Source organism: Mycobacterium sp. DL99 (genome assembly GCF_004762045.1).
Taxonomy (GTDB): Bacteria; Actinomycetota; Actinomycetes; order Mycobacteriales; family Mycobacteriaceae; genus Mycobacterium.
The window spans coordinates 835,669-850,552 of the sequence record NZ_SJOM01000007.1; the positions used below are offsets into that span (position 1 = coordinate 835,669).

Below are 14,884 nucleotides of genomic sequence, written 5' to 3' on the forward strand. Positions count from 1 at the left end.
CCCCCCAGGTGACCGGAACTTCCTGGCTAGGCTGTGGTCGTGCGAGGGGACACGCTGACGGTGGAGTTTGTGGCGCGGGGGCGTCTGCCGAGTACTCCCGGGGAATGGTTCGGCGTGTTGACCTTCTTCGCTGTGATCGGCACGACCTTTGCACTGATGCACTTTTGGGTCGGTCGGAGAGGGTCCGCTCAGTTGGGGGCGCAGGAAGTACGGCTCAGGACCGAGTCGGTGCAGTTCAGGTCGCAATGGCCGGCCCAGCAGCTGTGGCAGGCGCCCTATGCTGACCTCAAAGCAGAGGCGGAGCGGTGCTGGCGCATCATTTTCGTTCTGGAACAGCGACGCGACAGCGACGGCCGAGGGCGACGCGGTGACTTTGACGCCCAAATCGCGGCTCTGCGTGGCTGGATCACCACGGTGGTCAATGCGATGAACGCTGTCACTTCCCGAGCGCGGTAAACGCCGTCTCGATGCATCGGTCCACTCCGAGAATCCACAGGTGAGAAGCCAGAAGATGGTCGACCAAGTGCTCGCTGACGCATCACATGAACCCAAGAGCTTCGTTACGTACTTGGTTGTCGGTCTGGCGATATCCGCCGTCATTGCCGTGGTGTTCGTTGCTATCGCCTTGATTCCGTCAGCCGCGGGGGATCAGTTGGCTGCTGAACGGGGCGCGGCTGTACATCGACTCCGAATTGTTCTGGATTCGTTGGCCGAAATATCGTCTCTTCGAAGCGCCCTACGATCAGCTGGCAGCCGAAGGAGCCAGGTGCGAGCGGGTCATTGAGATCTACCAGCGCCAGCGCGGTACGAATATCCGGCCGGCGCCTGGGCCGGCTCGTGAAGTTTACGACGAAGCCAACCACCAGATCGCTGTCTACCAGGGCATGCTCGGCACGGTGCAGAATGCGATGCACTACGCCGCCAGCCAGGGCCGCGGCCCGCAGCAGCCCTACGGCGCGTGAATTCAGGTGCCCTCGAACTGATTCTGGCCCAAGGTATCCACAAAGGTAGGGCCGCGGCGGTCGAGCTCAAGCCGATACTCGTCGGCCCAGGTGCCGAATGGAAAGTGCGCCAGGTATTCGTTGCGGAACCGGTCATCCTCGGATACCTCGGAAGCGCAGAAAGAGGGAATGGCGAGATCGACCACCGGGCCGCCGCGCTCGACTTCGGAGAGCAGTAGTGGTGCGTTTCGCCCAAGGAATTGGTCGATGATCCAGCCGTCCTCGCCCAGCCATATCGAGTAGCGAATCTTCGCGACGACATGTTCCGATCGGCCGACGATCTGCCCCGCGACCGATGGATCGAGTTCGCGTTCGGCCTCGTAGCGGGTGCCGCCGACGGCAGGACCTTTGGCGGTCATGGTCCCCAGCGATTCGTCGCCCAAGGCTTCTACGAGCTCGGCGGGAGTGGCATCCAATTCTGCGGGCGCAGGCCCTTGTACCCGGACGCGCACCGCGTATCCATCGGATGCGAACAGATATGCCTGCACGATGAGGGCAGGCATCGGATCTGATGCTGCCACCGCGGGCAATTCGCGGACAAAGAACTTCCGCTCGAATTCGAAATCACCGAAACCGGATTCGGACATGCGCACACCGTAGCCCGATCCGCGCCGAAAACGTCGTCTATAGGGCGTGAATTCCCTTGTAGAGCACGAGGAGGCCGATCGCCACGAGAATCGCCGCAACCAAGACTGCGTGGTTGCGTTCCATCCATTCCTTGAGTCGGGCCAGTGTGGGATCGAGACGATCACCCGATACCGCGTAAGCGAGGATCGGCAGGGCCACCGTCGACCCCGCGAACGCCACGTAGTAGAGCCCCGCTGCCCACACCCCGGGTTGACCGAGGCCGGCGCTACCGATGGCTAATCCTGCTGCCGCACAGATGAACAGCACCTTGGGGTTCACCACGGTGAGTACGGCGCCGGCAGCTCCGGCCTTCACGGGCGTCAGCTTGCTCAGGCTAGCCATCCACTTGGGGCTGTGCTCTGACTTTGCCCGGGTGAGAAAGCGATACGCGCCGAAGGCGATCAAGGCGACGCCGACCGCGATGCGTAACCACGACGCCCACGTCGGAGGTTCGTCGAGCCGGCCGAACAGGCCGGACACGCCGACGAAGATCGCGGTCAGCGCGGCCAGGCCGAGAAACCACCCGGCGAGAAAGGACAGGCCCGTCGGCCGGGGACGCGGTGTGTGCAGCACGAGCACCGCCGGAATGATGGACAGCGGCGACAGCGCCACCACCAGTGCCAGCGGGATGAGTTCGGCGAAAACCGAGCCCCAGCTTTCCGTCATGAGCAAAACCTAGCAACGCTCACCAATATCCGGCCGCGATGTCCTCAACTGCGTTGGCGGCATGTCCCGGCCCGCCGTGAGCGTGGATCTCCGCGCGGATGGTGTCGAGGTTGCGCCGGATCTGTCGATCGGCCACGACACCGAGTACGGCGTCGCGGATCTCGTCCGCACCGGGCCGAAGGTCCGACAGGTGACGGCCGACGCCGATCGTCTCCAGGCGCGCGCCGTTGGCCGGCTGATCGACGGCCTGCGGAATCGCCACCATCGGCACCCCGAACCACAACCCCTCGGTGCACGAACCCATGCCGGCGTGGGTGATGAAACAGTCGGCCAATTGCAGCACTGCCGGCTGGGGAACGGATTCACGCAGCTGAACCCAATCAGGTACCGGGCCCAGATCGTCGGCCTTGGCGCGGCCGGTGGACAGCACCAGCCGCCAACCCTGTCCGTTCAGTGCCTCGATCACGTTGCGGTATACATCGGCTCGTTCCGTGTAGGCAGTGCCGAAGGCGAGTAGGGCCAGCGGGCCGTCGCCGTTCGGCGGGGTCCAGTCACGCGGACCTGCGCGACGTGGATCGATGCACGGCCCCACGAACCGGTAGCGGTCACCGACCCGGTCGGCGTTCCGTTGCATGACGCGGGGGATCAGTGCCAGACAACGTCGCGGCACACCGGTTACGTCGTCGAACGTCAACCCTGATCGCGAATCGGTGAGCCAGTCATCGAACATCTGGCGGTAGGCCAGGCCGCTTGGGCTGTTGAGAATGGGATCGAGTATCTCGGCCATGTCGTCGTGGTAGCCCTCCCAGGCCACCTCGCTCGGGGACAGCTGAGCTGACGGCACGCCCCATTGCTCCGCAGCCACCGGGCCGGCCATGCCGCCGATGTCGTAGAGCATGAGGTCGGGTCGGTCGGCGTCGAGGGCCGCGTGAACCTGCGGCAGGACATGCACCGCCTCGTCGAGGAACATCCGCATGCCGGCCACCGGGTCGGCTTCGGCGAAGGACTCCGGCGCGCCGGGCGCCCCCGGCAGCACCGAGGTGCAGGCGATGACGTCGGCGCCGGTCGGGCGAACCAGCCCGCTCAGGTGGCCGCTGACCAGGTAACTCACCCGATGGCCGCGGCGCGTCAACTCGTGAACCACCGCCAAATGCGGGTACATGTGGCTGGGAGCGGATGCGGCGACGAGGGCGATGTGCACGCGACCAAGTCTGCCCGGGAAAAATTTTTAAAGTTGAGCGGAACAGACTCAACCTTGACTACGTTGTACATCGCGACAAGCATTTTCCACGTAGCCGAAATGGCCGTGGATAGACACAGAAGGGGAGGTGTCGTGGACTCGTTCAACCCGACCACGAAGACCCAGGCGGCGCTGACCTCGGCGTTGCAGGCGGCGACCGCCGCAGGCAATCCGCAGATCACCCCCGCCCATTTGTTGATGGCGTTGCTGACGCAGAACGACGGTATCGCCGCACCACTGCTGGAGGCGGTCGGAGTTGAGCCCGCAACCATTCGCGCAGAAGCCGAGCGCATAGTCGGTCGCCTGCCGAGTGCGAGTGGATCCAGCTCGCAGCCGCAGCTGTCGCCCGAGTCGATCACCGCGATCACGACGGCGCAGCACCTCGCCACCGAGATGGACGACGAGTACGTCTCCACCGAGCACCTGATGGTCGGCCTGGCCACCGGAAATTCCGAGGTAGCCAAGCTGCTGACGGGCCATGGCGCGTCGCCGCAGGCGCTGCGTGAGGCGTTCACCAAGGTGCGCGGCAGCGCGCGCGTCACAAGCCCCGACCCCGAGGGCAGCTACCAGGCGTTGGAGAAGTACTCCACCGACCTGACCGCCGCCGCGCGTGAGGGCAAGCTCGATCCGGTCATCGGCCGCGACACCGAGATCCGTCGTGTCGTACAGGTCCTGAGCCGCCGCACCAAGAACAACCCGGTGCTCATCGGCGAGCCCGGCGTCGGCAAGACCGCGATCGTCGAGGGCCTGGCCCAGCGCATCGTCGCGGGTGATGTGCCGGAAAGCCTGCGAGACAAGACCGTCATCAGCCTGGACCTCGGGTCCATGGTGGCCGGTGCCAAGTACCGCGGTGAATTCGAGGAACGCCTCAAGGCTGTCCTCGACGACATCAAGAACTCGGCCGGCCAGGTCATCACGTTCATCGATGAGCTGCACACCATCGTGGGCGCCGGTGCCACCGGCGAGTCCGCGATGGACGCGGGCAACATGATCAAGCCTATGCTGGCCCGCGGTGAGCTGCGACTGGTTGGCGCGACGACCCTCGAGGAGTACCGGAAGTACATCGAGAAGGACGCCGCTCTGGAACGTCGCTTCCAGCAGGTGCTCGTCGGCGAGCCGTCTGTCGAGGACACCGTCGGCATCCTGCGCGGCCTCAAGGACCGCTACGAGGTGCATCACGGCGTGCGCATCACCGACTCCGCGCTGGTCGCCGCGGCGACGTTGAGTGACCGTTACATCACCAGCCGGTTCCTGCCGGACAAGGCCATCGACCTGGTCGACGAGGCCGCGTCCCGGCTGCGCATGGAGATCGACTCCCGGCCTGTCGAGATCGACGAGGTCGAGCGGCTGGTCCGTCGCCTCGAGATCGAGGAGATGGCGCTGTCCAAGGAAGAGGACGACGCGTCGAAGGACCGGCTGGAGAAGCTGCGCGGTGAGCTGGCCGACTACAAGGAGAAGCTCGCGGAGCTCACGACTCGTTGGCAGAACGAGAAGGGCGCCATCGACATCGTCCGTGAGTTCAAGGAGCAACTGGACACCTTGCGCGGTGAGGCCGACCGGGCCGAGCGCGACGGCGACCTGGCCAAGGCCGCAGAGCTGCGCTACGGGCGTATCCCCGAGGTCGAGAAGAAGCTCGACGCCGCGCTGCCCGTTGCCGAGGCTCGCGAGAACGTGATGCTCAAGGAGGAGGTCGGCCCCGACGACATCGCCGACGTGGTCGAGGCGTGGACCGGCATTCCCGCCGGCCGGATGCTCGAAGGCGAGACCGCCAAGCTGCTGCGCATGGAGGAGGAGCTGGGCAAGCGCGTCATCGGCCAGAAGGCGGCGGTGACCGCGGTGTCGGATGCGGTGCGCCGCAGCCGGGCCGGGGTGGCCGACCCCAACCGGCCGACAGGTTCGTTCATGTTCCTGGGCCCGACCGGTGTCGGTAAGACCGAGCTCGCAAAAGCGTTGGCGGAGTTCCTGTTCGACGACGAGCGTGCGATGGTCCGCATCGACATGAGCGAGTACGGCGAGAAGCACTCGGTGGCTCGGCTGGTCGGTGCGCCTCCGGGGTACATCGGCTACGACCAGGGTGGTCAGCTGACCGAGGCCGTGCGCCGGCGTCCCTACACGGTGGTCCTGTTCGACGAGATCGAGAAGGCGCACCCGGACGTGTTCGACGTGCTGCTGCAGGTGCTCGACGAGGGCCGGTTGACCGACGGCCAAGGTCGCACGGTCGACTTCCGCAACACGATCCTGATCCTGACCTCCAACCTGGGTGCCGGTGGCACAGAGGAGCAGGTGATGGCCGCGGTGCGGGCGGCGTTCAAGCCGGAGTTCATCAACCGGCTCGACGACGTGATCATGTTCGACGCGCTCAACCCCGAGCAGCTGGTGTCGATCGTCGACATCCAGCTGCAACAGCTGCAGAAGCGGCTGGCGCAGCGCCGGCTCACCCTCGAGGTGTCGCTGCCCGCCAAGACCTGGCTGGCAGAGCGTGGTTTCGACCCGCTCTACGGTGCCCGTCCGCTGCGCCGCCTGGTGCAGCAGGCCATCGGCGACCAGTTGGCGAAGATGCTGCTGGCCGGCGAGGTGCACGACGGTGATGTGGTGCCGGTCAACGTCAGCGCGGATGGCGAAAGCCTCGTTCTGGGCTGAGCCAGCCTGACGGAAGACACAAAAGTGCCCAATTCCCATCGGAATTGGGCACTTTTGTTTCCGCTCGCGCAAAGATGGGCGGGTGATCACCAAGGTCCCCGGTAAACCCAATCTGCTCCTCGGTGCCTATCGCCTGGCCGACCTGGGTTACGGCGCCGAGGAGTTCTTCGTGTCCGGAACGGCCAGGTCCTATTCGGACACCGTGCCGTCCGAGGCGGACTACACCACCCGCATCGTCGTCATCTCGCCCACGGATGCGGCGAACTCCAACGGCACCGTGATCGTCGAGTGGCTGAATGTCAGCGGCGGGATCGACGCGCCCGCGGTCTGGTTCATGGCGCATCGGGAGATCGCCCGTGCGGGCTACACCTACGTGGCGGTCTCGGTCCAACAGGTCGGCATCCAGGGCGGAACGAGCCTTGTCGGCGCCGAGATGTCATTGAAAGCACAAGACCCGCAGCGCTATTCCGAGCTAAACCACCCGGGAGACGCCTTCGCCTACGACATCTTCACCCAGATCGGCCGTCTGATCCGCGATGGCGCGATCCACGGTCTGCGCCCGGAGACCGTTCTGGCGGTGGGTGAGTCGCAATCCGCGGCATTCCTGACGACGTACGTCAACGCCGTGGACCCGAGCGCCGCCACGTATGACGGCTTTCTGGTGCATTCGCGATTCGGCAGCGCCGCACCCCTCGACGACACCGACGTCTTCGACGAGGCCAGGTCGGATGTGGCCGTGCCCTTCCGCCCGGATCTGCGTGTTCCAGTGCTCACCGTGCTCGCCGAGACGGATATCGTCGGGGGCTTCCGCGTGGGCTATCACGCTGCGCGGCAGGCGGACAACGAGTTTCTGCGGGCCTGGGAGGTGCCGGGGACCGCGCACGCTGACAACTACACCATCCGCGTCGGTTTCATCGATGACGGGTCCACGCCGTTGGCCGACATCGTCGCGGCGTACGCACCCACAAATGAGCTGATGGGCACGCGACTGTCGTACTACATCAACTTCGCTCCCCAACATCACTATGCGCTGCAGGCCGCGATCGCCGCACTCAATACCTGGGTTCACACCGGCACTCCCGCGCCGAGCGCACCGCCGATCGCCTTGACCGGAGGCGACCCGCCGGGACTCGTCCTGGATGCGAACGGGCTCGCCGAGGGCGGAGTCCGCACGCCGTGGGTCGATGTCCCGATCGCGCGGACGTCGGGACTCGCGAAGGACGAGAGCCACATGTCCTTCCTTTTCGGGTCGGGCGAGGTGTTCGACGCCGCGAGGCTGTGCGAGCTCTACCCCGACGGCGTCGACGAATATCTCGACCGCTTCACCGATGCGCTTGACCGGACAATCGAGGCCGGATTTCTTCTGCCCGCGGACCGCCCGGAGATTCTGGAGCTCGCGGCCGCGATGTTCCCAGCCGTCAGATGTTGAACCTGCCGGCGAATCCGCGCAGCGGCACGTCGGCGCTCGTCAACAGTCCCGGCGGTGCTTTGACCACCGACGCGATGGCGTTGAGTGCGGGCAGGCCGGTCACGGTCATGCCGATCGAGGCGAACGAGGCCGGATCGGACAGGTCCACACCGGGTTTCGGGAAGATCATGTGCTTGTTGTAAACGCACGGATCGCCCTTGATCTGGGTGATGTAGCAGCCCTTGATATCCCAGCTCGGATCGGTGTGCGGGGTCATCTGCCATTCCAGGTGGGTTTCGACGCGCGGCACTCCGTCGACCATGCCCTGGTACTTGATGTAGTTGCCGCCCAGCGATCCCTTGGGCAGCGTGTACCAGCCCAGGTCGACATCCTTGGTGCAGGCGCCGAGCTCGTAGCTGAACTTGACCTCGTCGAGTTCCAGCCCGAAGCAGTCGGCCATCATCAGCACGCTGTCGGCGAAGACCCGGGTGTACTTCTCCAATTTGGCCGGGATCGACGGATCGTCGACGGGCAGGCCGTAGCCGACCTCGATCCAGGTGTCCTTGCTGTGATGGCATGACACATCGACGGATTCGATGGTGGTGACGTTCTCGATCTCGGCGACGTCGGCCGAGCACACCACGCCCAGGATCTGGTTGACGCCGGGGTTCATCCCGGTGCCGTAGAACGTCGACCCACCCTTCGCGCACGCCTCGGCCAGCAGCTGAGACACCGGCTTGCCGGACGGATGCGGGTGGTTGGTGTCGCGGTGCCAGCCGGTGATCCAGTCGGCGGTGGTGACGATGTTGATCCCGGCCTCAAGGACTTTCACGTAGAGGTCCTCATCCGGAAAGACACCGTGGAACGTCAATACGTCAGGCTTGGCGGCGATGATCTCGTCGATCGAGCCCGTCGCGGTCACCCCGATCGGATCGATGCCGGCGATCTCACCGGCATCGCGGCCCACCTTTTCCGTTGTGTAGCAATGCAATCCGACAAGTTCCAGGTCGGGTCGCTTGCCGATGCGCTTGATCATCTCGGTGCCGACGTTGCCGGTCGCCACCTGGAAAACGCGGATCTTCTCGGTCATAGGGTGTCTGCCTTCCGTATAAGCGACAGGTCTGCGGCACTACCGCCCCGACCGTCTGGATAGAACTGCATGGCCCACTTGCGGATTGCGGTGAAGCCCTCGTACTCGGCGGTGGCCAGCGCCGGAGGATCGGAGTAGCGCTGATGTGACCAGATGTGGATGTCCTGGGTGAACTGGCGGATCACCTCGTCGCCGAAATCGGTGGCGCGCTGGGCAGCCCGGGGACTGTCCTTGCCGGGGGTTCGGCCGATGTAGACCGTGAACCGCACGTCGGAGGTCGAATCGTCGACGGGGGTGACCGCCGAGATGGTGCGGTTGTCGATCATTCCCCAGCTCTTGGTCACCGCGATGCCCAGACCGCCGTTGATCGCCTCGACGCCGCTGCGCACATCATCGATCGACTGTTGATCGTCGCCCTCGAACGTGATGGTGAAGTCGACGTAGGAGATCGGCGCGGCGAAGTCGTGGCGGGTGAACACCGGCACGATCGGGGTCTGGTGCACGAATTTGAAGTGCGCGAAGTCGACGCCGTTCTCCAGCACGTACTGCGGATGCAGCTCGAGCCCCCCGCGGAACAACCGCTGCTGGGGGTAGTAGTCGGCGGCGGTGCTGCCGTCACCGAAGGACGCGAACACATCCGGCGCTTCGAAGAACGGCTCACGCCCTTCGATGTCGTGCCAGACATAGATGGCCTCGTTGCGTTCGACGACGGGGTAGGTGCGCATCCGGCGGCCGCGGTTGGGCCGGTCCTGGTACGGGATGCAGACGTTGCGGCCCTCGGCATTCCATTGCCAGCCGTGGAACGGGCACTGGATGGTCTCGCCGACGACGTGACCGCCGAAGCCGAGGTGCGCGCCGAGGTGCTCGCAGTAGGCGTTCATGACGGTGACGGCCCCGGATTCGGCGCGCCAGGCGACCATCTCCTCGCCGAAGTACTTCATGGCGTGCACCGCACCCACGCTGACCTGGTCCGACCAGGCGACCTGGAACCATCCCGTCGGTTTCATCGACAACGGTGGTTTTGCCATGACGCGAATCGTAGGAGGTTCTGTGAAACTTTGAAAGAGGGTTCTGTGAAATTGAGGTAATCTCCTGAGATGACCGAGGTGAGCGCGCGCCGAACCAATCGGCGCGGTGAAGCCACCCGGGAGAGCATGTTGGAGGCCGCGCGCAAGGCGCTGGCAACCGGCGATCCGGGGGCGGTCTCGGCCAACCGGATCGCCAAAGACATCGGCGCCACCTGGGGTGCGGTGAAATACCAGTTCGGCGATATCGACGGGTTCTGGGCTGCGGTCCTGCAGCGCACCGCCGAGCGCCGTGCGGGCATGCTGAGCCACCGTCACGACAGCGCGCCGCTGCGTGAGCGCGTCGCCGGCATCATCGACCTGCTCTATGACGGGTTGACCGCCAGCGATTCGCGGGCGATCGAGAATCTGCGCGCGGCGCTGCCACGGGACCATGCCGAACTCGAACGGCTCTATCCGAAGACCGCCGCCGAGCTGTCGTCATGGGGGCACAGCTGGCTGCAGACCTGTCAGCAGGCCTTTGCCGACCTCGACGTGGACCCCGAGCGGGTACGTGAAGTTGCCTCGTTCATCCCCGGCGCGATGCGCGGTATCACCTCTGAGCGGCAACTCGGCACATATACAGACCTCGATGTCGCCAGGCGAGGGCTCACAAACGCGATCGTCACGTACCTCGAAGAGTCCCGGTCACGGCGCTCTGATCACCAGTAATCGGGTTGTGACCTCACAAGGTGGAGGCATTCCCGCCGTCAACAAGTAGGCTATGCCCGATGGTCCCGCTCTGGTTCACGCTGTCCGCACTCTGTTTCGTGGGTGCGGCCGTATTGCTGTACGTCGACATCGACCGTCGACGTGGGTTGGGACGGCGCCGGAAGTCGTGGGCGAAGTCGCATGGCTTCGATTACGAGCACGAGTCGCACGAGATCCTCAAGCGCTGGAAGCGCGGGGTGATGTCGACCGTCGGTGACGTCACGGCCAAGAACGTCGTGCTCGGCCAGATCCGTGGCGAGGCGGTGTTCATCTTTGACATCGAAGAAGTGGCAACGGTGATCGCGCTGCACCGCAAGGTCGGCACGAACGTCGTCGTCGATCTGCGACTCAAGGGCATCAAGGAGCCCCGGGAGAGCGACATCTGGCTGCTCGGCGCGATCGGTCCGCGGATGGTGTACTCCACCAACCTCGACGCCGCTCGCCGCGCCTGCGACCGCCGGATGGTCACGTTCGCCCACACCGCTCCCGATTGCGCCGAGATCATGTGGAACGAGCAGAACTGGACGCTCGTCAGCATGCCGGTCACGAGTACCCGCGCCCAATGGGACGAGGGGCTGCGCACTGTGCGTCAGTTCAACGACCTGCTGCGGGTACTGCCGCCGGTTCCGCAGAACGGTGTGGCACCGCAGTCGGGTCAGGGCAGCCAAGCTGCGCTGGCACGTCGCGCAGGCTCGCCCAGCCGCCCGTTGGCGCCGACCCCCGCCGGGCGTCGGGAGCTGCCTCCGGGCCGGGCTGACGCGGCACCCGGACGTGGTGACGTGAGCCGCTACACCCAGCCGCGCCAGGAGCCCGGCCGTCCGGATGCGGTCCGTCGGACCCCGCCGCCGGCACGCAACGGCCGTCACGCACCGCACTACCAGCGCTAGCCAGCGCACCGGAACAGTTCAGTAACCTGTCGGCATGCCTCGCCCCGTCGCGCTGATCACTGGACCAACCTCGGGCCTCGGTGCCGGGTTCGCCCGCCGGTACGCGCGCGACGGCTATGACCTCGTCCTCGTGGCGCGGGACGGCGCCCGGCTGGAACAACTCGCTGCCGAACTGCACGACGAGGCCGGCGTAGACGTCGAAGTGCTTCCCGCCGACCTGGCGTGCGCCCCCGACCGGGCCAAGGTCGCCGACCGGTTGCGCGCCGGTGTGCAGGTGTTGGTGAACAACGCCGGCTTCGGTACCTCCGGTGAGTTCTGGACCGCCGATCTCGCCCAATTGCAGGCCCAACTGGATGTCAACGTCACCGCGGTGATGGAGCTGACGCACGCCGCGCTGCCGGCGATGATCGAGGCGGGCAGCGGCACCGTCATCAACGTGGCCAGTGTCGCCGGGCTGGTGCCCGGCCGCGGATCGACATATTCGGCCTCCAAGGCCTGGGTCGTCTCGTTCACCGAGGGGCTGGCGAACGGACTGGGCGGCACCAGGGTTGGCGTACACGCGCTGTGCCCGGGGTTCGTCCACACCGAGTTTCATGCCCGCGCGGGCATCGACATGGCGGGCACACCGTCGTTCCTGTGGCTGCAGGTCGAGGACGTGGTGCGCGACTGCCTGGCCGACGTGGCCGCCGGCAAGGTGGTCATCGTGCCCGGCCTGCAGTACAAGGTGCTCACCACCGGGGGCCGGATGGTTCCACGAAACCTGGTGCGCGCCATGACAAAAGCAGTGGGAAAAGGTCGTGGGAGAACTTAGAACAGAATTCTTGTGCCGGTGCGGGCGCTGATCGCGGCGGTGATGGCGGTACTTCTCGCCGTCACCGCGGGCTGCGCATCCGATCAACCGGGCCGCACGTATGAAGCGTCGACCGCCGCACTCGGGGAATCGTTGGACATCCTCGGCTGGCGCCTGAAGGTGTCGGATCTGCGGTTCGACTCCGAACATGTACTGGTCGACGTCGAGGGCACCGCATCTGGCGATGCCCACGCCAAACCAGAGGACATCCGGTTCGGTCTGTACGGTGCCCTCGCGCACCCGATCGAGGCCGACGCGCTGCACGGCTGCGACGACATCACCAACCTGGGTATCCGGCCGCTGTCCGCGCCGGCGCCCGACAAGCTCAGCGGCACAGTCTGCTTGGGGCCGCAACGCGAACAGAACCAGGTGCGCGGGATCTATGTGTACTCGCCGCGCGAGCGCATCCCGGGTACCACAGTGGCCTACCCGGCGGCCTTTCCGGTGGGCATGCTGCCCACCAGCGTCAACGACACCGGCGTCACCGTCAAGACCTCCAGCGTCGATGCATTCAGTGCCGACGGCGGACAGTTGGCGCCGACGGCGATCGGTGACCCCACGGCCTTCAATGGCAAGGGCTCCATGCTGCTCGGCCTCGAAATCGATGGTGCGGCAAAGCGTTATGCGGAGGATTCGGCGGCGCGTGGCGGCCCGCTGATGGTGGTGGCAGGCCCGACGCTGCCGCCCCCGGGACTCAGCCATGCCTGCACGGTGTACGGCTCGTCGCTGCTGCTCCTGCCGGAGGCCTCGCGTGAGGCGGTGAACGTCCGGGCGTCGCTGTGCACCCAGGGAGAGATGAACGCGGCGTTGCTGTATGCGTCGGTTTCGGTGATCGGCACCCACGCGGCCCTGTGGACCACCGGTGGCTGAGGCCGTCGGCCCCACCGAATGGGGAGAGTCCCCCGGAGTGGGGCCCTGGGAGGGCCCGCTGCCCTCTGGGGAAGAAGCCGCGCGTTATGACCCCGAGCTGCTGCGCGACGGAGATACCCGCAATGTCGTTGATGCCTACCGGTATTGGACCCGGGCGGCGATCATCGCCGACATCGACCAGCGGCGGCACCCGCTGCACATCGCGATCGAGAACTTCGGCAACGACGCCAACATCGGTGCCGTGGTGCGCACCGCCAACGCCTTCGCCGTCGACACCGTGCACATCGTCGGACGGCGCCGGTGGAACCGGCGCGGCGCCATGGTCACCGACCGCTATCAGCGGCTCTGTCACCACGACACCACCGCCGAATTGTTGTCCTTCGCCGCCGACGCCGGGCTGACCGTCGTCGCAGTGGACAACGTGCCCGGCGCCGTGCGGCTGGAACAGACCGAACTACCCCGCGATTGCCTGCTGATTTTCGGTCAGGAAGGCCCGGGCATCACCCCGGAGGCGCAGGCCGGGGCGGCGGTGACGGTATCCATCGCGCAGTTCGGGTCGACCCGCAGCATCAACGCAGGCGTTGCCGCCGGAATCGTCATGCACGCATGGATCGCTCGCCACGCGGATTTCTCGCGGGCCTGGTAGGACGATGCACGCGCGGAAACTGCTCGACATGCCGACAATTCGGCGGCCTGGTAAGGCAGGATCGTCAGCATGGATCAGCTATGGGCCAACCGTGCGGCCAGCGCCGAAGCTGCGATCACCCAACGACACCTGACGAAGCTCTGGGGTCTGCCGGGTACCCAACTCGGTGTGGTGGCCTGGCCGGCGACCAAGAAGTACCGCAAGTTCGGAACCTGGCACTACTGGTGGCAGGCGCATTTGCTGGACACTCTGGTCGACGCTCAGGTGCGTGATCCGCAGCCCGAGCGGATAACCCGCATCGAACGGCAGATCCGGGCGCACCACATCCGCAACAACCTGTCCTGGACCAACAACTACTACGACGACATGGCCTGGCTGGCGCTTGCCCTCGAACGGGCCAGCCGGCTGGTCGGGGTCGAGAAACCCCACGCGCTCAAGAAGTTATGCGCGCAGTTCGTCGACGCCTGGGTACCCGAGGACGGCGGCGGCATCCCGTGGCGCAAACAGGATCAGTTCTTCAACGCTCCGGCCAATGGTCCGGCAGGGATCTTTCTGGCCCGCTATGACGACCGGCTGCGCCGGGCCCAGCAGATGGCCGACTGGATCGATGACACCCTGATCGATCCGGAAACGCACCTGGTGTTCGACGGCATCAAGGCCGGTTCGATGGTGCGCGCTCAATACACCTACTGCCAAGGCGTGGTGCTCGGGCTGGAGGTCGAACTCGCGGTGCGCACCGAGGATGCCCGGCACGCCGAGCGGGTGCGCCGCCTGGTGGCCGCGGTGGACAAGGAGATGGCCACCGACGGAGTTATCAAAGGCGCCGGCGGCGGCGACGGGGGGCTGTTCAACGGCATCACGGCGCGGTACCTGGCGCTCGTGGCGAGTACCTTGCCGGGGGATACGGCCGACGATCGCGCCGCGCGCGAGACGGCCCGATCGCTCGTCCTCAAATCAGCGCAGGCCGCCTGGGACAACCGCCAGACCGTCGATGGGCTGCCGCTGTTCGGAGCGTTCTGGGAGCAGACCGCCGAGGTGCCCGGGGCCGAAGGCCAGCAGGCGCAGTTCGTCGACGGCGCGGTCAACGCCTCGGCGATCCCCGAACGTGACCTGTCGGTTCAGGTGTCGGGTTGGATGTTGATGGAGGCCGCGCACACGCTGGCCGCAGACGGCGAGGAGTAGGA

General features: G+C 65.9%; 15 protein-coding genes. 10 read left to right on the plus strand and 5 right to left on the minus strand.

The window, feature by feature from the left end:
- Positions 1 to 39: 39 nt before the first annotated feature.
- Positions 40 to 456 (plus strand): hypothetical protein, encoded by a 417-nt coding sequence (locus tag EYZ64_RS04075; protein WP_135452033.1) that lies wholly within the window; start codon positions 40 to 42, stop codon positions 454 to 456.
- A gap of 236 nt (positions 457 to 692) precedes the next feature.
- Complete coding sequence (locus EYZ64_RS04080; RefSeq protein WP_135452035.1) at positions 693 to 962, plus strand: hypothetical protein; 270 nt, start codon at positions 693 to 695, stop codon at positions 960 to 962.
- A 2-nt stretch (positions 963 to 964) separates the two neighbouring features.
- Here EYZ64_RS04080 and EYZ64_RS04085 read toward each other — a convergent pair whose 3' ends face one another.
- From EYZ64_RS04085 to EYZ64_RS04095, 3 genes are read right to left on the minus strand one after another with little or no spacing between them, the layout of a single operon-like run.
- Positions 965 to 1,588 (minus strand): CYTH domain-containing protein, encoded by a 624-nt coding sequence (locus EYZ64_RS04085; RefSeq protein WP_135452037.1) that lies wholly within the window; start codon positions 1,586 to 1,588, stop codon positions 965 to 967.
- A 37-nt stretch (positions 1,589 to 1,625) separates the two neighbouring features.
- Entirely contained in the window at positions 1,626 to 2,294 is a 669-nt protein-coding gene (locus EYZ64_RS04090) for a GAP family protein (RefSeq protein WP_135452039.1), read from the minus strand.
- Positions 2,295 to 2,313: 19 nt separating this feature from the next.
- Entirely contained in the window at positions 2,314 to 3,495 is a 1,182-nt protein-coding gene (locus tag EYZ64_RS04095) for a macrolide family glycosyltransferase (protein ID WP_286174610.1), read from the minus strand.
- A 132-nt stretch (positions 3,496 to 3,627) separates the two neighbouring features.
- On the opposite strand from EYZ64_RS04095, the gene clpB reads away from it, so the two are divergent.
- On the plus strand, positions 3,628 to 6,174 hold the full coding sequence (clpB, locus tag EYZ64_RS04100) for an ATP-dependent chaperone ClpB (protein WP_135452041.1): 2,547 nt from the start codon (positions 3,628 to 3,630) through the stop codon (positions 6,172 to 6,174).
- An 82-nt stretch (positions 6,175 to 6,256) separates the two neighbouring features.
- Positions 6,257 to 7,603, plus strand: a complete 1,347-nt coding sequence (locus tag EYZ64_RS04105) for an alpha/beta hydrolase domain-containing protein (RefSeq protein ID WP_135452044.1) — start codon at positions 6,257 to 6,259, stop codon at positions 7,601 to 7,603.
- Here EYZ64_RS04105 and EYZ64_RS04110 read toward each other — a convergent pair.
- Together EYZ64_RS04110 and EYZ64_RS04115 are read right to left on the minus strand one after the other, a co-directional pair.
- Positions 7,593 to 8,672, minus strand: a complete 1,080-nt coding sequence (locus EYZ64_RS04110; RefSeq protein ID WP_135452046.1) for an NAD(P)H-dependent amine dehydrogenase family protein — start codon at positions 8,670 to 8,672, stop codon at positions 7,593 to 7,595. The two genes, EYZ64_RS04105 and EYZ64_RS04110, sit on opposite strands and share 11 nt — an antisense overlap.
- A complete protein-coding gene (locus EYZ64_RS04115; RefSeq protein ID WP_135452048.1) occupies positions 8,669 to 9,700 on the minus strand; it encodes a Rieske 2Fe-2S domain-containing protein in 1,032 nt (343 codons plus the stop codon). The genes EYZ64_RS04110 and EYZ64_RS04115 overlap by 4 nt, the downstream gene beginning before the upstream one ends.
- Positions 9,701 to 9,769: 69 nt before the next feature.
- On the opposite strand from EYZ64_RS04115, the gene EYZ64_RS04120 reads away from it, so the two are divergent.
- The 6 genes from EYZ64_RS04120 to EYZ64_RS04145 all read left to right on the plus strand — a co-directional run bounded on the left by EYZ64_RS04120 (position 9,770) and on the right by EYZ64_RS04145 (position 14,882).
- A complete protein-coding gene (locus EYZ64_RS04120) occupies positions 9,770 to 10,408 on the plus strand; it encodes a TetR/AcrR family transcriptional regulator (RefSeq protein ID WP_135452050.1) in 639 nt (212 codons plus the stop codon).
- Between the two features lie 59 nt (positions 10,409 to 10,467).
- A complete protein-coding gene (gene ttfA / locus EYZ64_RS04125; protein ID WP_135452052.1) occupies positions 10,468 to 11,334 on the plus strand; it encodes a trehalose monomycolate transport factor TtfA in 867 nt (288 codons plus the stop codon).
- 34 nt (positions 11,335 to 11,368) lie between these two features.
- Positions 11,369 to 12,145, plus strand: coding sequence for an SDR family NAD(P)-dependent oxidoreductase (locus EYZ64_RS04130; protein ID WP_135452054.1), 777 nt, complete (start codon positions 11,369 to 11,371; stop codon positions 12,143 to 12,145).
- Positions 12,146 to 12,163: 18 nt separating this feature from the next.
- Positions 12,164 to 13,054, plus strand: a complete 891-nt coding sequence (locus EYZ64_RS04135; RefSeq protein ID WP_135452056.1) for a hypothetical protein — start codon at positions 12,164 to 12,166, stop codon at positions 13,052 to 13,054.
- Entirely contained in the window at positions 13,047 to 13,700 is a 654-nt protein-coding gene (locus EYZ64_RS04140) for a TrmH family RNA methyltransferase (RefSeq protein ID WP_135452058.1), read from the plus strand. Before EYZ64_RS04135 ends, EYZ64_RS04140 begins: the two co-directional genes overlap by 8 nt.
- A 69-nt stretch (positions 13,701 to 13,769) precedes the next feature.
- A complete protein-coding gene (locus EYZ64_RS04145) occupies positions 13,770 to 14,882 on the plus strand; it encodes a glycoside hydrolase family 76 protein (RefSeq protein ID WP_135452060.1) in 1,113 nt (370 codons plus the stop codon).
- The last annotated feature ends 2 nt before the right edge of the window (positions 14,883 to 14,884 follow it).